The sequence below is a fragment of the Citrobacter sp. CFNIH10 genome (assembly GCF_002934585.1).
Lineage (GTDB): Bacteria > Pseudomonadota > Gammaproteobacteria > Enterobacterales > Enterobacteriaceae > Citrobacter_A > Citrobacter_A amalonaticus.
Genome location: NZ_CP026216.1, coordinates 4,327,579 through 4,349,619, shown reverse-complemented (window position 1 = coordinate 4,349,619; position 22,041 = coordinate 4,327,579). Strand labels below are relative to the sequence as shown.

Sequence of the window (22,041 nt, the reverse complement as noted above, 5' to 3'; positions counted from 1 at the left end):
TAAAACCCCTGCAGAAACGGATAATCATGCCGATAACTCATTTAACGCAGGGCTGTTTATCGTGAATTCACTGTATACCGCTGAAGGTGTAATGGATAAACACTCGCTGTGGCAGCGTTATGTACCGCTGGTGCGTCACGAAGCGTTGCGCCTGCAGGTGCGTTTGCCCGCGAGCGTAGAACTGGACGATCTGCTACAGGCGGGCGGTATCGGGTTATTGAATGCAGTTGACCGATATGACGCTCTGCAAGGAACGGCATTTACCACTTACGCAGTGCAGCGTATTCGTGGGGCGATGCTGGATGAACTACGCAGCCGCGACTGGGTGCCGCGTAGCGTTCGGCGCAATGCCCGCGAAGTGGCACAGGCGATGGGGCAACTGGAACAGGAATTAGGGCGCAACGCGACAGAAACTGAGGTGGCGGAGCGGCTGGCGATTCCTGTAGAAGAATATCGTCAGATGTTGCTTGATACCAACAACAGCCAACTCTTCTCCTATGACGAGTGGCGGGAAGAGCATGGCGATAGTATCGAGCTGGTGACAGAAGAACACCAGCAGGAAAACCCGTTACAACAGCTCCTTGAGAGCAATTTGCGCCAGCGCGTGATGGATGCCATTGAAGCCCTTCCGGAACGCGAACAACTGGTGCTCACGCTCTATTACCAGGAAGAACTCAATCTCAAAGAGATTGGCGCGGTTCTGGACGTCGGAGAGTCACGGGTCAGCCAGTTGCACAGTCAGGCCATAAAACGGTTACGCACGAAGCTGGGTAAGTTATAGCGAACGACGTTGTCGGCGCTGAAAAATGCCGCACAACGTATTGACTACCAGGAGTTCTCATGACGGTGCAGCAATCAAAAAGACGGCCTCTAAGCCGCTACCTCAAAGACTTTAAACACAGCCAGACGCATTGCGCCCATTGCCACAAGTTACTGGATCGCATCACGCTGGTGCGCAAAGGGCAGATCGTCAATAAAATCGCCATTTCCCGCCTCGATACACTCATGGATGAAGCCGCCTGGCAGCAGGAGCAGAAAGAGTGGGTGGCGCTATGCCGTTTCTGCGGCGATCTGCACTGCAAGACGCAGAGCGATTTCTTCGACATCATTGGTTTTAAACAATTCCTGTTTGAACAGACCGAAATGAGCCACGGGACCGTACGCGAGTATGTTGTCCGTCTGCGCCGTCTCGGTAATCATCTCAGCGAGCAGAAAATTTCTCACGATCTGCTCCAGGACGGTTACCTTGATGAAAACCTGGCGCCGTGGCTGCCGGAGACCAGCACCAACAACTATCGCATCGCGCTGCGTAAGTACGCACAATATAAAGCGCATGCTCGCCCCGAGCAGCAACAGAATTCCTCCCTCCGGATGACTTCTGATATATATTAAAAATGAATAAGATGTAGCAGAGTGATTTATGTCGTTACCCATAAACGCTCTACACTACGGGCATTCATAACAACATTCGGGGTAAATATGAAATTAGCACTTCTGGGTCGCCAGGCGCTGATGGGCGTGATGGCTGTGGCGCTTGTCGCGGGAATGAGCGCAAAAACGTTTGCAGATGAAGGTTTGTTAAAGAAGGTTAAAGATCGCGGCACGCTGCTGGTGGGGCTGGAAGGTACCTATCCGCCGTTCAGTTTCCAGGGCGATGACGGTAAATTGACCGGTTTTGAAGTGGAATTTGCCGAAGCGCTCGCGAAGCATCTGGGCGTGAAAGCCACGCTGAAACCGACCAAATGGGACGGGATGCTGGCCTCTCTGGATTCTAAACGCATCGATGTGGTGATCAATCAGGTCACCATCTCCGACGAGCGGAAGAAGAAATATGATTTCTCTACCCCTTATACCGTCTCCGGTATCCAGGCGCTGGTGAAAAAAGGCAATGAAGGCGCGATTAAAACCGCAGCCGATCTGAAAGATAAGAAAGTGGGCGTGGGTCTGGGTACTAACTATGAAGAGTGGTTACGTCAGAACGTCCAGGGCGTTGATATCCGGACTTATGATGATGACCCGACGAAATATCAGGATCTGCGCGTAGGCCGTATCGACGCCATTCTGGTGGATCGTCTGGCGGCGTTGGATTTGGTTAAAAAGACCAAAGATACGCTGGCGGTCACCGGTGAAGCCTTCTCCCGTCAGGAGTCAGGCGTTGCGCTGCGTAAAGGCAATGAAGATCTGCTGAAGGCGGTGGACGCAGCGATTGCTGAAATGCAGAAAGACGGCTCGCTGAAGGCGCTTTCTGAGAAGTGGTTTGGCGCGGATATCACCAAATAGTCCGAACGATATGAAAAAAAAGGCGCTTTAATCAGCGCCTTTTTTATTTCATGCGTTTGAACGTGCATAATAAAAAGAACATCACAACAACGAATAATCGGAGGCTTTATGCCACTGCACAACCTGACACGCTTTCCGCGCCTGGAATTTATCGGTGCGCCGACGCCGCTGGAATACCTGCCGCGCTTTTCTGACTACCTGGGACGGGATATCTTCATCAAACGCGATGACGTCACACCGATGGCGATGGGCGGAAATAAGCTGCGCAAGCTTGAGTTCCTGGCCGCAGATGCGCTGCGTGAAGGCGCTGATACGCTGATCACGGCAGGCGCGATTCAGTCTAATCACGTGCGTCAGACGGCGGCGGTCGCCGCGAAGCTGGGACTGCACTGCGTGGCGCTGCTGGAAAACCCCATTGGCACCACGGCGGAAAACTATCTCACCAATGGCAACCGACTGCTGCTGGATCTGTTCAACGTACAGGTTGAGATGTGCGAGGCGCTACATGCACCGGATGCCCAATTGCAAGAACTGGCCACCCGAATCGAAGCGCAGGGCTTTCGTCCCTACATTATACCGGTCGGTGGTTCAAACGCGTTGGGGGCATTAGGCTATGTTGAAAGCGCGCTGGAAATCGCTCAGCAGTGTGAAGGCGCGGTGCAGCTCTCTTCGGTGGTGGTAGCATCTGGCAGTGCAGGAACGCACGCCGGGCTGGCGGTTGGGCTGGAACAACTGATGCCGGATGTGGATCTGATTGGCGTAACCGTTTCACGCAGCGTAGCCGATCAAAAGCCGAAAGTGGTGGCGCTGCAACAGGCTGTTGCCAGAGAACTGGAACTGACAGCGGCGGCGGAGATTTTGTTGTGGGATGACTACTATGCCCCAGGCTATGGCACGCCAAATGAAGAGGGGATGGAAGCCGTGAAGTTGTTGGCGCGTCTGGAAGGGATCCTTCTCGACCCCGTCTATACCGGAAAAGCGATGGCCGGACTGATTGACGGAATCAGCCAGAAACGCTTTAAAGACGAAGGCCCGATTCTCTTTATCCATACTGGTGGGGCGCCTGCGCTGTTTGCCTACCATCCACACGTGTAATTTCGGATAAGCTCATGCAAGAAAGTATCCAACTGGTTATTGATTCCCTGCCGTATCTGCTCAAAGGGGCGGTGTTTACGCTGCAACTCAGTATTGGCGGGATGTTCTTCGGCCTGCTGCTGGGATTTATCCTCGCGCTGATGCGCCTGTCGCCGCTGCTGCCACTGCGCTGGCTGGCGCGTTTCTATATCTCTATTTTTCGCGGTACGCCGCTTATCGCACAACTGTTTATGATCTACTACGGTCTGCCGCAGTTTGGTATTGAGCTGGATCCGGTGCCGTCCGCAATGATTGGCCTGTCGCTCAATACGGCGGCCTATGCCGCGGAAACGCTGCGCGCGGCGATTTCATCGATTGACAAAGGACAGTGGGAAGCGGCTGCCAGTATCGGGATGACGCCGTGGCAGACCATGCGTCGCGCCATTTTACCGCAGGCTGCCAGGGTAGCGCTGCCGCCGCTGAGCAACAGTTTTATCAGTCTGGTGAAAGACACGTCGTTGGCGGCCACCATCCAGGTGCCAGAATTGTTCCGTCAGGCGCAACTGATCACCTCGCGCACGCTGGAGGTATTCACCATGTATCTGGCGGCATCGCTGATCTATTGGATCATGGCAACCGTGCTGTCTTCATTGCAGAACTACTTTGAAAATCAACTGAACCGCCAGGAGAGAGAGCCGAAATGAGTGCGATCGACGTAAAAAACCTGGTCAAGAAATTTCATGGGCAGACGGTGCTGCACGGCATCGATCTGCAAGTGCAGGCGGGAGAGGTGGTCGCGATCATCGGTCCCAGCGGGTCGGGAAAAACGACGCTTCTGCGCAGTATTAACCTGCTGGAACAACCGGAAGCGGGTACGATCACCGTGGGTGATATCACCATTGATACGGCGCGATCGCTCGGTCAGCAACGAACGCTGATTCGCCAGTTGCGCCAGCATGTGGGCTTCGTGTTCCAGAGCTTCAATCTCTTTCCCCATCGCACGGTACTGGAGAATATTATTGAAGGTCCGGTTATCGTGAAAGGCGAGGGCAAAGAAGAGGCGATGGCGCGGGCGCGGGAACTGCTGGCGAAAGTGGGGTTGGCCGGGAAAGAGACCAGCTACCCGCGGCGCTTATCCGGCGGGCAGCAGCAGCGAGTGGCGATTGCCCGTGCGCTGGCCATGCGCCCGGAAGTGATTCTGTTTGATGAACCGACGTCTGCGCTCGATCCTGAGCTGGTGGGCGAGGTGTTGAGCACTATCCGTCAACTGGCGCAGGAAAAACGCACCATGGTGATTGTGACCCATGAAATGAGCTTTGCCCGCGATGTTGCGGACCGGGCGATATTTATGGATCAGGGGCGCATTGTGGAACAGGGGCCAGCCAAAGCGCTATTTGCCAATCCACAGCAACCGAGAACCCGTCAGTTTCTTGAGAAGTTTCTGCTGCAATGATTGGTTTTCTCCACTCGTCCGGGATTATCCCATTTCGGCCGAGTGGAGATGCATAAATAGTAATACCAGACGCATGATGATGAACGTATTTCCCTGGACAAAATACGCGAACTGAAACAACGCTCAAGTAATCTGCTCCCTGACCGATATTTTATACATCTACCGTATGTTTATGTGATAGGTTATTTCTCACATTTAAAATGATTATCACTCTCAAGGGTGCGAATACTGAGTATGCAGGATTTAGATTTCTTTACCTGGCGACGGACGATGCTGTTACGCTTTCACGAAATGACTTGCGCAGAAGACGTCTACAGCGAATTACAGCAGCAGACACTATTGCTGGAATTTGATTATTACGCGCTGTGTGTCAGGCATCCGGTTCCGTTCACGCGTCCTAAAATTTCCCTTCATACCACTTATCCCGATGCGTGGGTTTCGCAATATCAGGCGGAAAACTATTTCGCGATTGATCCTGTGCTGAAGCCGGAAAACTTCATCCAGGGACATCTGCCCTGGAATGACGCATTATTCAGTGACGCGCAGACGATGTGGGATGCTGCTCGTTCACACGGATTACGCAAAGGCGTCACGCAATGTCTCATGCTGCCAAATCGCGCATTAGGCTTTCTCTCGGTCTCACGGTCAAGCCTGCGTAATACGCCGTTTGCGGGCGATGAAGTCGAATTGAAACTGCAGTTGCTGGTGCGCGAAAGCTTAACGGTACTTTCCCGACTCGAAGATGAAATGGTGATGGCGCCGGAAATGCGCTTTAGCAAACGAGAAAAAGAGATTCTGAAATGGACGGCGGAAGGGAAGACTTCAGCTGAAATTGCGATGATTCTGTCGATATCAGAAAATACCGTTAACTTTCACCAGAAGAATATGCAGAAGAAGTTTAACGCGCCGAATAAGACGCAGATTGCGTGCTATGCCGCGGCGACCGGGCTTATCTGAAACAATAAACGTTCTGCGTGGCAGACGATAAACCGGCTGAAAGCACTGCTCTCAGCCGGTTTTTCTTTACTGACGGTAAGCTTGTTTAATTTGCTTAACAGTGCTGGAAAATACTGCAGCCTGCGCGTCGTCTTCGACCAGCGCGATCTGTTTTTCCATTTTAAGAATCACGCGGCCCGCATCCGCCTGGCCCATGGCTTGCAGCATCAGCGTTAACAGCGCCTTCAGGCAGGTGACTTCATTAGCCAGTTCTTGATTATTCTCGGCAGTGGAAAAATCAGGCGTACTCATTTATTTTCCTCGTAATGTTTCAGTAAAAATTTGCGATGATAAATGTTAAGGCCGCGGAGTATACCATAAGCTGAGGGAAAAATAGCAGTGGTTGTTTTTCGATCGGAAATCACACCAGCGGAGTTAAATTAAACAACAACATAAGAAGTCTATATTTTCCTCATTTATTGTTTATTCCGAGTATTTTACTCGTTAATTATTGTTACAAACTTACCTGTCTATTTAGCATTTAGGCGAGAGAAAGCGAGTTTTTGTCACTATTGTGAAACCTCGTTCCCGAAAATAGTGCGTGTAACTGGCTGTTCTTAGCCTAAGTTTCCACAAAGCGTACAGACTAATTTCCGAAAACGAGAGCAAAATCGGTTACCGGACGTTTTTTACGTTTTAAAGTTGAGATAAAACCCGCTAATATAGTGGCGATCCACTATCAGTAGCGTTATCCCTATTCTGGAGATATTCCTTTGATCAACGTTCTTCTTGTTGATGACCACGAACTGGTGCGCGCAGGGATACGACGCATTCTTGAAGATATAAAGGGTATAAAAGTTGTCGGTGAAGCAGGTTGCGGTGAGGATGCCGTTAAATGGTGTCGCGCCAACACCGTCGACGTCGTGTTGATGGACATGAACATGCCCGGTATTGGTGGCCTTGAAGCCACGCGCAAAATTGCGCGTTCAACTGCCGATATTAAAGTGATTATGTTGACCGTTCACACGGAAAACCCGTTGCCGGCAAAAGTGATGCAGGCCGGAGCCGCAGGTTACCTGAGTAAGGGCGCTGCGCCTCAGGAAGTGGTAAGTGCCATCCGCTCGGTTTATTCCGGGCAGCGCTACATTGCTTCTGACATCGCCCAGCAAATGGCATTAAGCCAGATTGAACCCGAAAAAACGGAAACCCCGTTTGCCAGTTTGTCTGAGCGCGAATTGCAGATTATGCTGATGATCACTAAAGGTCAGAAGGTGAATGAGATTTCCGAGCAGTTGAATCTCAGCCCTAAAACGGTGAACAGCTATCGCTATCGTATGTTCAGTAAACTAAACATTCATGGTGATGTAGAGCTGACTCACCTGGCAATTCGCCATGGCCTGTGTAATGCGGAGACGTTAACAAGCCAGTGAGCGATCAGTTTGACGCGAAAGCGTTCCTAAAAACCGTAACCAGTCAACCCGGCGTTTATCGTATGTATGATGCCGGTGGTACGGTTATCTATGTGGGTAAAGCGAAAGACCTGAAAAAACGGCTTTCCAGCTATTTCCGCAGCAACCTGGCTTCGCGTAAGACCGAAGCGCTGGTTGCGCTCATTCAGCAAATCGATGTGACGGTGACGCACACCGAAACGGAAGCGTTGCTGCTCGAGCACAACTATATCAAGCTGTATCAGCCGCGTTACAACGTGCTGTTACGTGATGACAAATCCTATCCCTTTATTTTTCTCAGCGCGGATACGCATCCCCGGCTGGCTATGCACCGTGGCGCGAAACATACCCGAGGCGAATACTCTGGCCCGTTTCCCAACGGCTATGCCGTCCGTGAAACGCTGGCGCTGTTACAGAAAATTTTCCCGATCCGTCAGTGTGAAAACAGCGTTTATCGCAATCGCTCGCGCCCTTGTCTGCAATACCAGATCGGCCGTTGCCTGGGGCCCTGCGTCGAAGGCCTGGTGAGTGAAGAAGAGTATGCGCAGCAGGTTGACTATGTTCGGTTGTTTTTATCCGGTAAAGATGACCAGGTCTTAACTCAACTGATCGCGCGGATGGAGAAAGCCAGTCAAAATCTGGCGTTCGAAGAGGCTGCGCGTATACGCGATCAGATCCAGGCCGTGCGCCGGGTGACGGAGAAACAGTTCGTTTCCAACGCGGGGGACGATCTGGACGTGATCGGCGTTGCGTTTGATGCCGGGATGGCCTGTGTCCATGTGCTCTTTATCCGCCAGGGGAAAGTGCTGGGCAGCCGTAGTTATTTCCCGAAAGTGCCGGGAGGGACTGAACTGGGCGAAGTGGTAGAAACCTTCGTCGGGCAATTCTACCTCCAGGGCAGCCAGATGCGCACGTTGCCTGGCGAGATCCTGCTGGATTTCAATCTGCACGACAAAACGCTGCTGGCCGATTCGCTTTCTGAACTGGCAGGGCGTCGTATTAATGTGCAGACCAAACCCCGCGGCGATCGCGCACGTTATTTGAAACTGGCGCGGACCAATGCCGCCACGGCGCTGACCACGAAACTCTCTCAGCAGTCGACCATTACCCAACGGTTGACGGCGCTGGCAACCGTGCTGAAGCTGCCAGCTGTAAAACGGATGGAATGTTTTGACATCAGCCACACGATGGGCGAACAGACGGTGGCATCGTGCGTGGTCTTTGATGCGAACGGGCCGCTGCGTGCGGAATACCGTCGCTACAATATCACCGGTATCACGCCGGGCGATGACTATGCGGCAATGAATCAGGTACTGCGTCGCCGTTATGGTAAAGCGATCGAAGAAAGTAAGATTCCGGATGTGATCCTGATCGACGGCGGAAAAGGGCAACTGGGGCAGGCGAAGGCCGTTTTCGCCGAGCTGGATGTCCCCTGGGATAAAAACCACCCTCTGCTGTTAGGTGTTGCAAAAGGCGCTGACCGTAAAGCCGGTCTGGAAACGCTGTTCTTTGAACCGGAAGGTGAGGGATTTAGCTTGCCGCCGGATTCGCCGGCATTGCATGTGATTCAGCATATCCGCGATGAGTCCCACGATCATGCCATTGGCGGCCACCGTAAAAAACGGGCGAAAGTGAAAAACACCAGTACGCTGGAGACCATCGAAGGCGTTGGACCGAAACGTCGCCAAATGTTGTTGAAATATATGGGTGGTTTGCAAGGATTACGTAACGCCAGCGTTGAAGAAATTGCAAAAGTGCCGGGTATTTCGCAAGGACTGGCAGAAAAGATCTTCTGGTCGTTGAAACATTGAGTCCGCTGTAGCAACATAGGGGTAAATTCTCTGACAACAGATAGTTACCCGTCACTATGCAATTTAATATTCCAACGTTGCTTACGCTGTTTCGCGTCATACTTATCCCATTCTTTGTCGTGGTGTTTTATCTGCCATTCACCTGGGCGCCGTTCGTTGCTGCGCTGATCTTCTGTATCGCTGCGGTGACCGACTGGTTTGACGGTTTTCTGGCGCGTCGCTGGAACCAGAGTACGCGTTTTGGTGCGTTTCTCGACCCGGTTGCGGATAAAGTGCTGGTGGCAATTGCGATGGTACTGGTGACCGAGCACTATCACAGTTGGTGGGTGACGCTGCCCGCGGCCACGATGATTGCACGTGAAATCATCATTTCCGCGCTGCGTGAATGGATGGCGGAACTGGGTAAGCGCAGCAGCGTGGCGGTCTCCTGGATCGGCAAAGTCAAAACCACCTCGCAAATGGCAGCGCTGGCCTGGCTGCTGTGGCGTCCGAATATCTGGGTGGAGTACGCGGGGATTGCACTGTTCTTCGTCGCTGCGGTCCTGACGCTGTGGTCAATGTTCCAGTATTTGAACGCCGCGCGTGGGGATTTGCTTGATCAGTGATCGTTTCGCCGTAAATTTCAGCAAACGAGCGTAAGTGGCGAAAAATATCGTTGACTCATTGCGTCAGGTAAGTAGAATGCAACGCATCGAACGGCAGCACAGATTGCCAGACGATAGTAAAATCAAGTGATTAACGATTTACTTGATGATGCGGGAATAGCTCAGTTGGTAGAGCACGACCTTGCCAAGGTCGGGGTCGCGAGTTCGAGTCTCGTTTCCCGCTCCAGATTAAGACATCGGCAGTTGCGGGTGTCAGTCGCAAGACAAAGATTTAAGGCGCGTTAGCAAAGCGGTTATGTAGCGGATTGCAAATCCGTCTAGTCCGGTTCGACTCCGGAACGCGCCTCCACTTTCTTTCCGAGCCCGGATGGTGGAATCGGTAGACACAAGGGATTTAAAATCCCTCGGCGTTCGCGCTGTGCGGGTTCAAGTCCCGCTCCGGGTACCATGGGAAAAGCAGAATAATCAAAGCAATAAGCAGTGTCGTGAAACCACCTACGGGTGGTTTTTTTGTGTCTGAAATTTGCCTCCAGATTGTCTGGTAACCGTCTGTGGGCGTCATTTCATGGACGAGAGTTTATGGTGTATTGTGCTGAAACCGAACGCGTTTTCTGTATACTGATCTCCAGTCTGGCGATTCGCAGTGAGGCGACATCATGTTAAGCATTGAAGCTAAGCGCAAAAGAGACGCACTTTTCAGGAATTACGCAAGCAATGTAGATTTCGTGCTTAACACGCCTCTTCATGAGCAAAGAAGAGTATGGGAAGAAGGGGCAATGAATGTTCCGTTACCCGAAAATGTCAGCACAGAAGAAATTGATGAAGAGGGTATTTCAGCGGAGTGGGTGCGACATTCGCAGGCCGAAAAGCGGAAAGTTATTCTGTACCTTCATGGCGGAGGTAACAGTCAGGGATCAAGCATCACACACCGGAAACTGGTTGGACATATTGTCCATTGTGCAAACGTGAATGCCCTCACGCTCAACTATTCATTAGCTCCTGAAAATCCCTTTCCCGCCGGTTTGATGGATGCCAAATATGCCTGGCAGTGGCTATTAGCGCAGGGGTATCGGCCTGATGAGATCATTCTTGGCGGTGACTCAAGCGGTGGAGGGCTGGTTTTATCTCTGCTCCTGCTACTCAAAAGTGAAAATTCTCCGTTGCCGCATTCCGGTTTCTTGTTATCTCCGATGCTTGATTACACCTTATCGGGCGACAGCATCTCTTCCTGTGCAGATAAGGACCCGCTGATCGTTATTGAGGATTTGCGGCAAACCGTCGCATACTATTGTTCTGATGCCGAAACCTCAAATCCGCTGGTTTCTCCTCTTTTTGGCGATCTGACCGGACTTCCCCCTCTCCTGGTACAGACAGGAAGCGATGAATTACTTCTCGATGACGCGATCCGCCTTGCGAAACAGGCGACAGAGGCGGGTGTTAACGTTCAAATTGAAGTGTGGAAAGGTATGTGGCACGTCTTCCAGTCATCCGCTGGCAAGATACCGGAGGCCAGTCGCGCAATACGCCGAATCGCATCCTTTATTCATTCTTAGCCACCTGAAACATTGTAAATAGGGCGTCAAACAAAGCGCGTCAATATAATACGCAACAGAGATATATTCTGGGCTGTAAAACCAGGAATAATCCCGCCTCTATTTAACAAGTCAATGATAAAAATAAAATGATATTTTCACAAATAAATAGCCCTATACATTTGGCATTTTTCTGGCTATATTTAATACGGGTGATTTCTATTCTTCATCTTTCAGTAGATGAAATCATCTGATGTTACGAGAGTATTTTATCATTTAACATGAAGGCCATTATTCTGAAACGTACAGTTTTGGTGGCTTTCTGTGCATCTAATTTTATATTCTACCGGCTTTTATATGATGCCTGAAAAGTAATATTTCTTTTAAAAACAAAGAGAATTCTTATCAGGAGTATTGGTTTTTAATAAATCGGAATAATGGGAATTGGATGCTAATTATCTTAATTAGCAAGGTTATACGCTGTTATTAAGAACCTGGTATTGATGAAATATATCGTAGTGAGGAGATAGTGTTATTGTTTTATTTAAAATCATTAGCCGGGAAATTTTCTTTCTGGGGAAAAACGTTATCGCAGCGACACTGGCAATGAAAATGCTTATCAGGAGGACAGACAAATGATTCAAGGGATATTGAAAAAGATATTATTAGCAGCTTCAGGTTGTACCGTTATAGTTGCTTTTCCTGTCTACACGGAAGAATTAGTCAGCCGGAATTACACCACCGGCATAAACCAGATTGCTTCGGGTGATCATACCGTAACGGCGGGTGATGTGTTGCTGGATGCCAGCGGATATACCGGAATGTTTTATTACCAGCGTTCAATACTTAATACGACTAATGGCAGGATGAATATTGACATTGCTCAGGGCAAGACATTGAGCATTATAGGGTTTAATAATAATCCCGTTGATAACAGTTCTGCGGTTTATGCCTGGAAAAGAGGAACACTTAGCGGAACGATGACCTTTACCGGAGGCAATGTTGTTGTCAGCAATGTTGTTAAAGACAGCTATTCCGATATCTATGGCCTCTTCGCCGGGCCTGGAGGGGTACTAAATTTTGAGAGCGATGGTGAAAATAAAATCAATCTCTCAGTGCTCGTGCCTCTGGCCGATGAGGTTTCTACGCACCGCCATGGTATTGGTCTTTATGGGGGAGAGTTGAATTTTAACGGAGGGCTGTTTTACATCAATGTTGATGGCGATCCGGGGAGTTACTCGATTGACAGACGCATCGGGATATTAATAGCCGGGGGCAGTTCAGTGAACGTCAGGGCGGATAACATTCTGATTGATACAAATGAATCTGCAATCATGGCCGGGAGAGATGCAGGATCGGCTAATTACCCGATGGCCAATAATGTCGTCAACAGCGTGAATCTGGAAGCAAATTTCATCCATCTGAAAAGCAGTCAGGGTATTTTATCCAGAGTGAGTAGCGATTACCTCACCCGCTCGCGTTTCACCTTCACCGGCACTACGCTCATTGAAGCCATTGTCCATGGAGATATAGACAATCTTTTTGGTGACAATGTTGGGGGGGACATTCTTTCTGCTAACTCGACAGATTTTGTCTTTAACAGCGACACGACCCTGATTGGTGAAAACCTGACGCCACTCGGTACGCGTGGTGAATATGAACACGAATATCTTGGATGGTTAGATGGGCACTGGCTTAGAGGCGTCGCGCTGATGGATACCTCATCATTAATCGCCAATGCGGATTTCAAACTCCAGAGCAACGGGGGATATTACAACACGGGACTCTACCTGTGGGAAAGTCAGGCCCTCTTCAAAGGGAGAACGTCTATTTCCGTATTAAACGGCGTGGATACAACTCGGGGTGTCTATCTTTATGGCAGTCCCGAAGAAACGACTTATGCTGAATTTCAGGATGACCTGACGGTTTCCACTTCAGGTTCTCAGGCGAAGTATATTTCCGGGATTGAAGTTCTTGCCGGAGGCAAAGCGGATATTCAGAAAGGGTTATTTATCAATGATAATCCTGCGATAACCTGGTCGCTGTTCTCATCAGGCGATGGAAGCCTGATTGATGTGAACACATCAGAAACCGGAACCGTTCAGATTGACGGCGATATTGGGGCGACAAACGGCGGTACGCTGAATATGACCCTCAATAATGCCAACTCCTGGTTAACCGCGGCCAGTTATACCGCAACAACAACGTCGACCAGCCAGGGTGTCGTAGACATGAATATCACTAACGGCGCGGTATGGAACATGACTGGCAATTCGCATGTCACTAACCTGTCGCTGTCGGGCGGGCGAGTGAATATGCTGGCGCCGGGCAATACTGGCGCGTTTAAGTCTTTGACTGTGGAAGGCGATTATACCGGCGGTGGCACCCTGATGATGAACACGGTACTCGGAGGGGATAACTCCGCAACGGACAAACTCATCGTAGAGGGAAATACCTCCGGCCACACGTTGGTGGCAATCAATAATATTGGTGGCATGGGCGCGCAGACGGTCGAAGGGATTGAAATTGTCAATGTTGCAGGAAACTCCAGTGGGACTTTCGAGAAAGAGAGTCGCATTGTTGCCGGTGCGTATGATTACAATGTGATCCGGCGCGGCAGCAACTGGTATTTAAGCAGCACTGGGGGGCTGAGTGACCCCGTTGACCCGGGCGTGCCAGCTTCGCCAGAAATCCCGCAGGCACCGGTTCACCCTGGTGGTCCTTCACAGATTCGCCCGGAATTTGGCAGTTATCTGGCTAATAACCTGGCTGCCAATACCCTGTTCATTTCGCGGCTTCACGATCGTCTTGGCGAAACGCAGTATACCGATGCGCTAACTGGTGAGAGTAAAACTACCAGCATGTGGATACGCAACGTGGGAAGTCATACGCGCTTTAACGACGATAGCGAACAGTTAAAAACCCAGAGCAATAGTTATGTGCTGCAACTTGGCGGCGATCTGGCGCAGTGGAGTTCAGATGGTCTGGACCGCTGGCATCTTGGGCTAATGGCGGGTTATGCCAACAGCCGTAGCCGCACCACATCAGCGTTAAATAACCATCATTCCCGTGGTTCGGTCGACGGTTACAGTGTGGGTCTGTATGGTACCTGGTATGCCAACGAACCTGATCAATCCGGAAGCTATGTGGACACCTGGATGCTCTATAACTGGTTTGATAACACCGTCAATGGTCAGTATCAGGTAAGTGAAACGTATAAATCCAAAGGCATCACGGCTGCGGTTGAGGCGGGTTACAGCCTGAAGGTTGCAGAAAGTCAGCAACTGACCTACTGGATCCAGCCCAAAGCTCAGATCGTCTGGATGGATGTGCAGGCGGACGATCATCGGGAACGTAATGGCACGCCGGTGAAGGCGGATAGCACTGGTAATCTGATGACCAGTCTGGGTGTCAGAGCATACGTCAATCGTAAACCCACCGTCGAAGAGGACAAGATGGCAGGCATCCAGCCATTTGTTGAAGCGAACTGGATCCACAACTCACACAGCCCGCGAGTGACCATGGGTGAGATGCCAAATGACGTCCAGGGAGTAAAAGATTTGGCAGAACTGAAAATTGGTGTGGAAGGACAACTCTCCTCTCGCTTGACGGTCTGGGGAAATATCTCCGGGCAAGTGGGGAGCGACCACTACAGCAATGCCCAGGGCATGGTGGGTGTGAAATACAACTGGTAAGCATGGGACTGGATATTCCATGAGAAGGGTGAGGGGCAGGGTAAAATCTGCTCCTTTTTTATTCGGGCCTGAGTCGAGTCTGTTCCAGCTAATTACAAAAGATGGGTCGTCTGTCTTCGTTTCAGAGGGTATCTTGAGAGAATCGATGTTTATCTCCCTCCATGACCATGAGAAAACGACCATGAAAAAAGACGTTCATCAGGTGAAGCAGTACCGTCGTGTGATACCTGATGTTGAAATACTGTCGTTATATTCAGCGCGCGCGTTCCCTCGTCACTCTCATGATCAATTCGGCATTGGGGTTTTCATCCAGGGAAGCCATCGCTCATGGAGTAATATCGGCAATGTAAATGCGGTAACAGGGGATATCATCATGGTCAATCCCGGCGAAATTCACGACGGGATCCCCGCTACGGGTCCGCGGGGCTGGCATATGTTGTATATCAATCCTGACGTCTTTATAAAAGAATGGAATACCGACATACCCACAGGTGATTTAACCCTGAAGCCTGTGGCTAACGATCCTACTCTTGGTCTGATGATTAGGCAGTTTCTTCATCAGCTCGCTGCCGATGATCCTGATGCTATGGCGATTGAAGAGATGATCATGCGTTGCCTTATGCAGGCTGGACGGCACCACACCCTTTCTGCCGCACCGCGTATTCTGCCTTCTCCGACAGTACGACGGGTAAAAGAGTTCATTGATGATGCCCCGGAGGAGAACATGACATTGACAAGATTAGCCAGTCTGTGTGACATCTCCCGATTCCAGCTCATTCGCCGTTTTTCCAGGGAGGTGGGGATGACGCCGCATGCTTATCTTTTACAGTCCAGAGTTCGGCTGGCAAAAAAACTCTTGGCACAGGGCAAGAGAACGGTTGATGTTGCATTAATGGCTGGTTTTTCCGATCAAAGCCATCTGACTCATGCATTTCAGAAACAGACAGGCATCACGCCGGGGCAATATCGTTCCGCGATGGTGGATTAACCATCTGCAATTTTCTACAAGATCTGCAGGGGTATCCTGATAAACACTGACTCTCCTGTTTTGTGTTTACCAGAGATAACGCCATGCTAATCAGTATCGAATTCTTATTAACCTCTTTGATTGTGATTATTTCGCCGGGAACCGGTGCTATCTACACCATCGCGATGGGGCTGTCGCGGGGGACAGCGATGAGTTTGCTGGCTGCCGTGGGATGTACATTGGGGATTGTTCCGCATATGTTGGCCGCCATCACGGGATTAGCCGCCATTTTCTACTCCAGTGAAATGGCGTTTACCGTCATCAAATATGCCGGGGTCGTGTGGCTGTTATATATGGCGTGGAATATCATAAAAGAGAAATCAACATTACAACCGGATGATTGCGACATTTCTCAGTCAAGGGTAAAAGTGATCCTGCACGCGATATTTATCAATCTGTTAAATCCCAAGTTGTCACTGTTCTTTTTGGCCTTCCTTCCTCAATTCATTCAAACCACATCAACCGCACCGGCAACCGATATGTTAATACTGAGTCTGATCTTCATGTTAATGACGCTGCTCGTGTTCATGTTGTATGGTGTTTTTTCATCCTTTATGCGCACGAAGGTATTAAACCACCCGATGATTTTGTCGGGACTACGGATCCTGTTTTCATGTGGTTTTGTGAGTCTGGCGGTGAATTTATTGTTAACCCAGCGTGGGTAGCGCGAGTCAGGTCTGTGGCATACTATGTCTGTGGGAAGGTTATTCCTGAGAATTGCTCTTGCGGTGAGTTTATTCATTACGCCGCAAGAACGCTCTGTAATAGGATGGGATATTATCGGCAAGCAATGGCGTCAAGTTGAAACAACATTCCTGATGTGCCTCCGCGATGAGCAAATTCAGTCTGAATGGATTTTCTGGCCGGAAATTGGCCATCAAAGCGCTGCTTCATGACGTTCTCCATCACCGGAATATCCCACACGTCGCGGAACAGCGCATCAATTTTCACGACTGACTGCAGCGTCAGGCCGATAGTGCTTAGCCTTTCACTCAGATTATCAAACGCGCCATTGATTTGTGCCTCAATGGGTTGTCCGATATTACCAACACAGTAACTCACAAAGATAAAACCGCCAGCCTCAACCATTCCGGCAAGCGCCCAGTCTTCATTTATTTCATGCCTTGTAATCGTCGTCATAATGTAAGTCATTATCCTTTGGTTTTACATGGGGTCGTTTCTGTCACCATACTAGCCTCAGACATTCTCATGATAAAGGGATCTTTCAAAGATGAGAAATAAAAAAGGTCAAATGTCCTTAAAGATTTTTTTATCATTTTTTATAAATACTCCGACGTGGTTAATGCGTTTCTCCAGAGGGGAGGCTTCTCGATCCAGGTAAGAAAATAACATTATTTTTAGTAAGTAACATTCGGTGTAAAGAATGAGTAACGTATTTAAACTTCTTATGGTCAGTGAGAAACTCAGGCTGCTTATCCCGGCGTCATTGCATGAGACGGGTGATCTCAGGACTGCATCACTCATCAATATTCCTTTAATATGATTTTATTGTGTGCTGACAGTTTAATGTTTTTGTTTTATCTTATTGTAAATCATACGGTTACAAACATGATTTTTACTTGAGATGTCTGATGTTCTTCATTTAAGGTCGTTTAAGGCTATTTAAAATGACAGTTTAAGATATTTACAGCAATAATCAATATCATAAAGACGGTAGTTGTCTTTATTGTGGTTTTGTTTGAATTTTTCAATTAATTTTCAGGAATGTATCGCCAGGCGAAAGGAATCGACTCTGTGGAAACGGTAAAAATATAATGTTGTAATAGATGAATTTAGCATGCAATTTCAAATCCTGGAAATATCGCTGTTACAAGTGGAGTTAACGAATAATGCATATATTTTCACATGATCAGTACTTTATTGCTGGTCTGCAGCAAATACTGTTCTTTACTGGTCTTGATAAATCACCTGAGATTGTTGTTTTTGATCCAGGAGGTGGTACTGTTTATATTACAAACAGTATTGAATGTCTGCGTGCGGATACAATGGATACGTTAACGCATTTTACACAACTACGATGCTATTCATTGACCCGAAATGCGCCTTTAACGGAGTACTTTTACGTACTGGATCAGCTAAAGCAGAATAAGCGGATCCCTCTGCATACCCGATCATTGTCGAACAGGGAACGGATAATCATTGAATATTATCTGGCGGGACTCGGAAAGCGCGCCATTGCACGAAACATGCTGCTCAGCGAGGGAGCTATCAGCAATAGTCAGTTAAGAGCGTTGCGGAAAATGAATATGAAGAATATTGCATTGTTTCTTCAGGTTATGCGCAACTGGTGCGTCTTCAGAGCCAAATATTCCTGTGAACGCAGTATCACATTTTTGCCATAGGCTTTAAGAATTATCGATTATTCCATTGGGCAACATGTCCAGGGGACGACACGGTGATGAAGAACCATTTTAGGGGGATAACGGGAATTATCCAAAGGACATCGCGATGATATTGTACTTAATTAATGGAACAGTAGAGTTCAATCCGCAGACCAGAAGCCTGAAAAATCAATCAACTGGAGAGGTTGTTTATTTACAGCAACCCGCCACTGCATGTTTCCTTTATCTTATTTTGAATCAGGGTAGGGTCATCGCGCAAAAAGAACTGGTAAACGAAGGCTGGAAAGCGCGTGATGTTGTGACCCTGCCCAATACGTTTTATCAGACTATTTTAACATTACGTAAGACACTGGAAGAGATAGGATTACCAAGACATATGGTAAAAACTATTTCCCGTCAAGGACTAACATTATCATCAGATATTGTGATTGAACCGTTTCCTCTTCAGAATCTTGCTATTTCTGAAAATTCAGCAATCAAAACGCTAACCAGTGAAAAAGAATGCACCGCAAGCATTCTACCGAACAAATCCCGCGGGCTACGCATTGGAATATCCTTTTTCTTTATTGTGACGATAATAAACTGCATGTTTATGTATCAGAATCGATTGAAAATGCCATTTCAGAATTTTGTGGCCCTGCACATGGATAAGAAAAATGATAATCGCTGCCATGTCTATTATGAAGTGACGCAGTCGGTCACTGATAATTACGCTGCGCTGATAAAAAAATATTCGAACTTTTGCCAGGACAACAATTATATCTTTCTCTCTGACTACGCCAAAACCGGACGTGCTGTGGCTTTTGTGTGCAACAAAGATGTTCGATCTGACACTGAGGCATTTTGTTCATCTCATTTTTTCTGGAATTTACACCAATGAGTAAAAATACGGTTGTATTACTCCTGATTTGGTTGTTCAGCACATCGGTGATTTCCGGTGTTTACCTGTTATATCTGCTATTCAAACCGTCATACCTGGATTGTATTGGTGATGCTGACTGGAATGTTGGTGATGCCCGTTTCGTTGGCGTGGTTTCCTATCAGATGCACAAGCGAGAAGGGCTGGCCGTCATTACGGGTAAAGTGGATGGCGAGACAAAGATTAATGTCAATCGGCTGGTCTATTTTAACTATACCCAGCAGTTCAGAACGCGGATTTTACATACAGTACGCATTGTCAAAACCTTTTCCGATACCGTGACGGATGAAAAACTCGAAAAGATATTATCTCCATTCTTTTTGAAGAAAGGTGGTGAATTGACCCTGACCGTGGATGAGTATCAATCTGCGTATGTCTTTTCAAACGCCAATGTGCCGTATCTGTTTTGCAGAAAGAAATGATGAGGAGAATGGATGCCCATGTGAGGTGTCCCACGCGGCAATCAGTATCCGTTTCCTCGTTCGCCATGTAAGATAGCCGCTGGCGAGAGTGTTTACCGAGGACAAGTATGATGAAAACGGGACCGTTGAACGAAAGTGAACTGGAGTGGCTGGATGATGTGCTGACCAAGTACAACACCGAACATGCCATTCTTGACGTGGCAGAACTGGATGGACTGCTGACGGCTGTACTCAGTTCACCACGTGAAATTGAGCCAGAGCAGTGGCTGGTTGCCGTATGGGGTGGGGCGCAATATGTGCCGCGCTGGTCCTCTGAAAAAGAGATGACGCGTTTTATGAATCTCGCTTTCCAGCATATGGCGGACACCGCTGACCGGTTGAATGATTTCCCGGAACAGTTTGAACCGCTGTTTGGTCTGCGCGAAATTGAAGGGCGTGAGATTACCATCGTGGAAGAGTGGTGCTTCGGCTACATGCGCGGCGTTGCGCTTTCCGACTGGTCCGCGCTACCGGATACACTGAAACCCGCTCTTGACGCCATTGCGTTGCACGGTACAGAAGAGAATTTCGAGGTGGTTGAGAAACTCACCCCGGAAGCGTTTGAAGAAAGCGTTGAGGCGATCCGCCTGGCAGCGTTGGATCTCCATGCATACTGGATGGCGCACCCGCAGGAAACGCCAGTGCAGGTGCCAGTGAAAGCGGAAGTGAAAGTCGGCCGCAACGATCCATGCCCGTGTGGAAGCGGTAAAAAATACAAGCAGTGCTGTCTGCACTGAAAAGAAAGGGGCTGACGCCCCTTTTCTTTATCCCACTTCGGGCAGCAGTCCGGCGGCAATCAGAAATTGTACGCCGATCACCACAATGCCACAGGTAAACACCAGTGCCAGCGCGGGGCGTCCGCCCAGTACGCGATAGCCCGCCTGCGGATTCTGTTTACGACTCTGCCATGCCAGCAGTGAAGGGATGATCAGCGCCAGCACTGCCAGCGCGACGCCGGCGTAGCCCAGCGCCATCACAAAACCACGTGGATAGAAGAGGGCGAAAGCCAGCGGTGGCAGAAAGGTGATTGCACCCGTTTGCAACCGGCCAGCGGCTGTATTGCGGCCCTGAAACAGATCGGCCAGATAATCGAACAGCCCCAGAGCGACGCCGAGGAAAGAGGTTGCCAGCGCTAAGTCAGCAAAAAGGTGCACCGCCAGCTCAACGTGCGGCGAGGCAACGACCTCCCGTAACGCCTGCAACAAACCATTCAACCCGGCATGATTTGCCAGCAGTCCCATAAACGTTGTGGAGTTGATGCTACCGAGCGTCGCCAGTTGCCAGAAAATATAGGCCACTAACGGAATCGCGCTGCCGATAATAAATACCCACCGCAGTTTGCGGATGTTGCCTTCCATGTAACTCACGATGCTGGGGACGCTGCCGTGAAAGCCGAAAGAGGTGAAAATGACCGGGATAGCCGAAAGCGCCAGCCCCTGCTCAAGCGGCAGGGTCAGAAGATTGACTTTATGGATGTGCGGCATCAGCAGCGCCAGCATCACGACCAGGAAAATAATCTTGGCGCTAAAGAGAAAGCGGTTAAACAAATCGACCAGCGAGGTGCCCACGCAGACGACGCCACCGGCAACAAAGGTGAACAGTAATACGCCAGCGGTGGGGGACATTTCGCTTCCGGTCCAGTCGCTGATACTGGAGGCGAGTAACTCACCCGCGCCGCTGATATAAGCGGCGGTCAGCGCATACATCAGGAACATCATACTGAAGCCGGTTATCCACTGACCATAGCGTCCCAGATAGCGCTTAGCCAGCGTCCCTAAACCGGTGTCAGCGGGGACGTGCTGATACACTTCAAGCAGCAACAGCGCGGTGTAGCACATCAATGCCCACAACCCAATCAATAACGCTAAAGTGACGCCAAAACCGACCCCGGCGGCCGCCAAAGGCATCGCCAGCATCCCTGCGCCAATCGTGGTGCCTGCCACGATGAAAACACTTCCCAGAGTTCTATTCTTCACGCTTTACACTGTCCCAGAGAAAACCAACGGTTAGATCTGCGGCGCAGGGTAAGGCAAAACGCTATTTTCGTCAAATGACCGTTACATCGACTGTATAAGAATATTTACACCCTAAATGAGCGCAACCTGCGTTGGCGCAAAGCAGAGGATGCCGTTTCGCCGTAGGCTACGCACTTTATTGAGGAGGAATGATGGATTCTGTTCACGGTCACGAAGTGTTGAATATGATGATTGAGTCAGGCGAGAACTATTCTACGGCTAGCCTCGAAGCTGCGATTAAGGCGCGGTTTGGCGAAGCGGCGCGTTTTCATACTTGCTCAGCGTCGGGCATGACGGCGGGAGAACTGGTGGCGTTTCTGGCGGCGAAAGGGAAATTTATCGCTCAGGATGACGGTTTCTCTACGCACGAAAGCAAGATATGCCGTCATTAAGAAAACGGTGAGGAATTTCCTCACCGTTTT

Annotated in this window: 22 protein-coding genes and 3 tRNA genes; 22 read left to right on the top strand and 3 right to left on the bottom strand. The window is 49.5% G+C overall.

Annotated elements, in window-relative coordinates; genetic code table 11:
- Positions 1-61 precede the first annotated feature (61 nt).
- From C2U53_RS25080 to sdiA, 7 genes are all read left to right on the top strand, one after another.
- Positions 62-781, top strand: a complete 720-nt coding sequence (locus C2U53_RS25080; protein ID WP_042318303.1) for an RNA polymerase sigma factor FliA — start codon at positions 62-64, stop codon at positions 779-781.
- A gap of 59 nt (positions 782-840) precedes the next feature.
- Positions 841-1,392, top strand: a complete 552-nt coding sequence (gene fliZ, locus C2U53_RS25075; protein WP_043000300.1) for a flagella biosynthesis regulatory protein FliZ — start codon at positions 841-843, stop codon at positions 1,390-1,392.
- A gap of 87 nt (positions 1,393-1,479) precedes the next feature.
- On the top strand, positions 1,480-2,280 hold the full coding sequence (gene tcyJ, locus C2U53_RS25070) for a cystine ABC transporter substrate-binding protein (RefSeq protein ID WP_043000301.1): 801 nt from the start codon (positions 1,480-1,482) through the stop codon (positions 2,278-2,280).
- 108 nt (positions 2,281-2,388) lie between these two features.
- Positions 2,389-3,375 (top strand): D-cysteine desulfhydrase, encoded by a 987-nt coding sequence (dcyD, locus tag C2U53_RS25065; protein WP_043000302.1) that lies wholly within the window; start codon positions 2,389-2,391, stop codon positions 3,373-3,375.
- A 14-nt stretch (positions 3,376-3,389) separates the two neighbouring features.
- Complete coding sequence (gene tcyL, locus C2U53_RS25060; protein WP_042318310.1) at positions 3,390-4,058, top strand: cystine ABC transporter permease; 669 nt, start codon at positions 3,390-3,392, stop codon at positions 4,056-4,058.
- The gene (gene tcyN, locus C2U53_RS25055; protein ID WP_043000303.1) at positions 4,055-4,807 is read left to right on the top strand and encodes an L-cystine ABC transporter ATP-binding protein TcyN; all 753 of its coding nucleotides are present in this window, start codon (positions 4,055-4,057) and stop codon (positions 4,805-4,807) included. Before tcyL ends, tcyN begins: the two co-directional genes overlap by 4 nt.
- 234 nt (positions 4,808-5,041) lie before the next feature.
- Positions 5,042-5,764 carry a transcriptional regulator SdiA gene (gene sdiA / locus C2U53_RS25050; protein ID WP_104446623.1) on the top strand — a complete coding sequence of 241 codons (723 nt, stop codon included), beginning with the start codon at positions 5,042-5,044 and terminating at the stop codon, positions 5,762-5,764.
- Between the two features lie 66 nt (positions 5,765-5,830).
- Here sdiA and C2U53_RS25045 read toward each other — a convergent pair whose 3' ends face one another.
- Positions 5,831-6,055, bottom strand: a complete 225-nt coding sequence (locus C2U53_RS25045) for a DUF2594 family protein (RefSeq protein WP_042318315.1) — start codon at positions 6,053-6,055, stop codon at positions 5,831-5,833.
- A gap of 461 nt (positions 6,056-6,516) precedes the next feature.
- Here C2U53_RS25045 and uvrY point away from each other — a divergent pair, with 461 nt between their 5' ends.
- From uvrY to C2U53_RS24995, 10 genes are all read left to right on the top strand, one after another.
- Positions 6,517-7,173, top strand: a complete 657-nt coding sequence (gene uvrY, locus C2U53_RS25040) for a UvrY/SirA/GacA family response regulator transcription factor (protein ID WP_043000305.1) — start codon at positions 6,517-6,519, stop codon at positions 7,171-7,173.
- A complete protein-coding gene (gene uvrC, locus C2U53_RS25035; RefSeq protein ID WP_104446622.1) occupies positions 7,170-9,002 on the top strand; it encodes an excinuclease ABC subunit UvrC in 1,833 nt (610 codons plus the stop codon). Before uvrY ends, uvrC begins: the two co-directional genes overlap by 4 nt.
- A gap of 56 nt (positions 9,003-9,058) precedes the next feature.
- Positions 9,059-9,607 (top strand): CDP-diacylglycerol--glycerol-3-phosphate 3-phosphatidyltransferase, encoded by a 549-nt coding sequence (gene pgsA / locus C2U53_RS25030; RefSeq protein ID WP_042318323.1) that lies wholly within the window; start codon positions 9,059-9,061, stop codon positions 9,605-9,607.
- A gap of 150 nt (positions 9,608-9,757) precedes the next feature.
- A tRNA-Gly gene (locus tag C2U53_RS25025) sits at positions 9,758-9,833 on the top strand.
- A 49-nt stretch (positions 9,834-9,882) separates the two neighbouring features.
- Positions 9,883-9,956 (top strand) — tRNA-Cys (locus C2U53_RS25020).
- 12 nt (positions 9,957-9,968) lie between these two features.
- A tRNA-Leu gene (locus C2U53_RS25015) sits at positions 9,969-10,055 on the top strand.
- A gap of 208 nt (positions 10,056-10,263) precedes the next feature.
- Positions 10,264-11,160, top strand: coding sequence for an alpha/beta hydrolase fold domain-containing protein (locus C2U53_RS25010; RefSeq protein WP_104446621.1), 897 nt, complete (start codon positions 10,264-10,266; stop codon positions 11,158-11,160).
- A gap of 614 nt (positions 11,161-11,774) precedes the next feature.
- Positions 11,775-14,834 (top strand): autotransporter outer membrane beta-barrel domain-containing protein, encoded by a 3,060-nt coding sequence (locus C2U53_RS25005; protein ID WP_246876140.1) that lies wholly within the window; start codon positions 11,775-11,777, stop codon positions 14,832-14,834.
- Positions 14,835-15,015: 181 nt separating this feature from the next.
- The gene (locus tag C2U53_RS25000) at positions 15,016-15,822 is read left to right on the top strand and encodes an AraC family transcriptional regulator (RefSeq protein ID WP_058588332.1); all 807 of its coding nucleotides are present in this window, start codon (positions 15,016-15,018) and stop codon (positions 15,820-15,822) included.
- An 83-nt stretch (positions 15,823-15,905) separates the two neighbouring features.
- Positions 15,906-16,526 carry a LysE family translocator gene (locus tag C2U53_RS24995; protein WP_080343234.1) on the top strand — a complete coding sequence of 207 codons (621 nt, stop codon included), beginning with the start codon at positions 15,906-15,908 and terminating at the stop codon, positions 16,524-16,526.
- Positions 16,527-16,638: 112 nt separating this feature from the next.
- On the opposite strand, the gene C2U53_RS24990 is transcribed toward C2U53_RS24995, so the two are convergent.
- Entirely contained in the window at positions 16,639-17,013 is a 375-nt protein-coding gene (locus C2U53_RS24990; RefSeq protein ID WP_225738862.1) for a RidA family protein, read from the bottom strand.
- A 698-nt stretch (positions 17,014-17,711) separates the two neighbouring features.
- Between C2U53_RS24990 and C2U53_RS24980 the strand changes: the two genes are divergently transcribed.
- From C2U53_RS24980 to C2U53_RS24965, 4 genes are all read left to right on the top strand, one after another.
- On the top strand, positions 17,712-18,224 hold the full coding sequence (locus tag C2U53_RS24980) for a LuxR C-terminal-related transcriptional regulator (RefSeq protein WP_043000311.1): 513 nt from the start codon (positions 17,712-17,714) through the stop codon (positions 18,222-18,224).
- A 106-nt stretch (positions 18,225-18,330) separates the two neighbouring features.
- The gene (locus tag C2U53_RS24975; RefSeq protein ID WP_104446620.1) at positions 18,331-19,104 is read left to right on the top strand and encodes a winged helix-turn-helix domain-containing protein; all 774 of its coding nucleotides are present in this window, start codon (positions 18,331-18,333) and stop codon (positions 19,102-19,104) included.
- Positions 19,101-19,565: a hypothetical protein gene (locus C2U53_RS24970; protein ID WP_061069997.1), complete on the top strand. Its 465-nt coding sequence runs from the start codon at positions 19,101-19,103 to the stop codon at positions 19,563-19,565. Before C2U53_RS24975 ends, C2U53_RS24970 begins: the two co-directional genes overlap by 4 nt.
- A 110-nt stretch (positions 19,566-19,675) precedes the next feature.
- A complete protein-coding gene (locus C2U53_RS24965) occupies positions 19,676-20,341 on the top strand; it encodes a YecA family protein (protein WP_043000313.1) in 666 nt (221 codons plus the stop codon).
- 27 nt (positions 20,342-20,368) lie between these two features.
- On the opposite strand, the gene tyrP is transcribed toward C2U53_RS24965, so the two are convergent.
- Complete coding sequence (gene tyrP, locus C2U53_RS24960; protein WP_104446619.1) at positions 20,369-21,580, bottom strand: tyrosine transporter TyrP; 1,212 nt, start codon at positions 21,578-21,580, stop codon at positions 20,369-20,371.
- Positions 21,581-21,771: 191 nt separating this feature from the next.
- Between tyrP and C2U53_RS24955 the strand changes: the two genes are divergently transcribed.
- Entirely contained in the window at positions 21,772-22,011 is a 240-nt protein-coding gene (locus C2U53_RS24955) for a YecH family metal-binding protein (RefSeq protein ID WP_043000315.1), read from the top strand.
- The last annotated feature ends 30 nt before the right edge of the window (positions 22,012-22,041 follow it).

What these genes read in the sequence shown, in the direction of transcription:
- fliZ (WP_043000300.1), top strand. Translation starts at nt 841, where the DNA reads ATGACGGTGCAGCAATCAAAAAGACGGCCTCTAAGCCGCTACCTCAAA.
- tcyJ (WP_043000301.1), top strand. Translation starts at nt 1,480, where the DNA reads ATGAAATTAGCACTTCTGGGTCGCCAGGCGCTGATGGGCGTGATGGCT.
- dcyD (WP_043000302.1), top strand. Translation starts at nt 2,389, where the DNA reads ATGCCACTGCACAACCTGACACGCTTTCCGCGCCTGGAATTTATCGGT.
- tcyL (WP_042318310.1), top strand. Translation starts at nt 3,390, where the DNA reads ATGCAAGAAAGTATCCAACTGGTTATTGATTCCCTGCCGTATCTGCTC.
- tcyN (WP_043000303.1), top strand. Translation starts at nt 4,055, where the DNA reads ATGAGTGCGATCGACGTAAAAAACCTGGTCAAGAAATTTCATGGGCAG.
- sdiA (WP_104446623.1), top strand. Translation starts at nt 5,042, where the DNA reads ATGCAGGATTTAGATTTCTTTACCTGGCGACGGACGATGCTGTTACGC.
- C2U53_RS25045 (WP_042318315.1), bottom strand. Translation starts at nt 6,055, where the DNA reads ATGAGTACGCCTGATTTTTCCACTGCCGAGAATAATCAAGAACTGGCT.
- pgsA (WP_042318323.1), top strand. Translation starts at nt 9,059, where the DNA reads ATGCAATTTAATATTCCAACGTTGCTTACGCTGTTTCGCGTCATACTT.
- C2U53_RS25010 (WP_104446621.1), top strand. Translation starts at nt 10,264, where the DNA reads ATGTTAAGCATTGAAGCTAAGCGCAAAAGAGACGCACTTTTCAGGAAT.
- C2U53_RS25005 (WP_246876140.1), top strand. Translation starts at nt 11,775, where the DNA reads ATGATTCAAGGGATATTGAAAAAGATATTATTAGCAGCTTCAGGTTGT.
- C2U53_RS25000 (WP_058588332.1), top strand. Translation starts at nt 15,016, where the DNA reads ATGAAAAAAGACGTTCATCAGGTGAAGCAGTACCGTCGTGTGATACCT.
- C2U53_RS24995 (WP_080343234.1), top strand. Translation starts at nt 15,906, where the DNA reads ATGCTAATCAGTATCGAATTCTTATTAACCTCTTTGATTGTGATTATT.
- C2U53_RS24990 (WP_225738862.1), bottom strand. Translation starts at nt 17,013, where the DNA reads ATGACTTACATTATGACGACGATTACAAGGCATGAAATAAATGAAGAC.
- C2U53_RS24980 (WP_043000311.1), top strand. Translation starts at nt 17,712, where the DNA reads ATGCATATATTTTCACATGATCAGTACTTTATTGCTGGTCTGCAGCAA.
- C2U53_RS24975 (WP_104446620.1), top strand. Translation starts at nt 18,331, where the DNA reads ATGATATTGTACTTAATTAATGGAACAGTAGAGTTCAATCCGCAGACC.
- C2U53_RS24970 (WP_061069997.1), top strand. Translation starts at nt 19,101, where the DNA reads ATGAGTAAAAATACGGTTGTATTACTCCTGATTTGGTTGTTCAGCACA.
- C2U53_RS24965 (WP_043000313.1), top strand. Translation starts at nt 19,676, where the DNA reads ATGAAAACGGGACCGTTGAACGAAAGTGAACTGGAGTGGCTGGATGAT.
- C2U53_RS24955 (WP_043000315.1), top strand. Translation starts at nt 21,772, where the DNA reads ATGGATTCTGTTCACGGTCACGAAGTGTTGAATATGATGATTGAGTCA.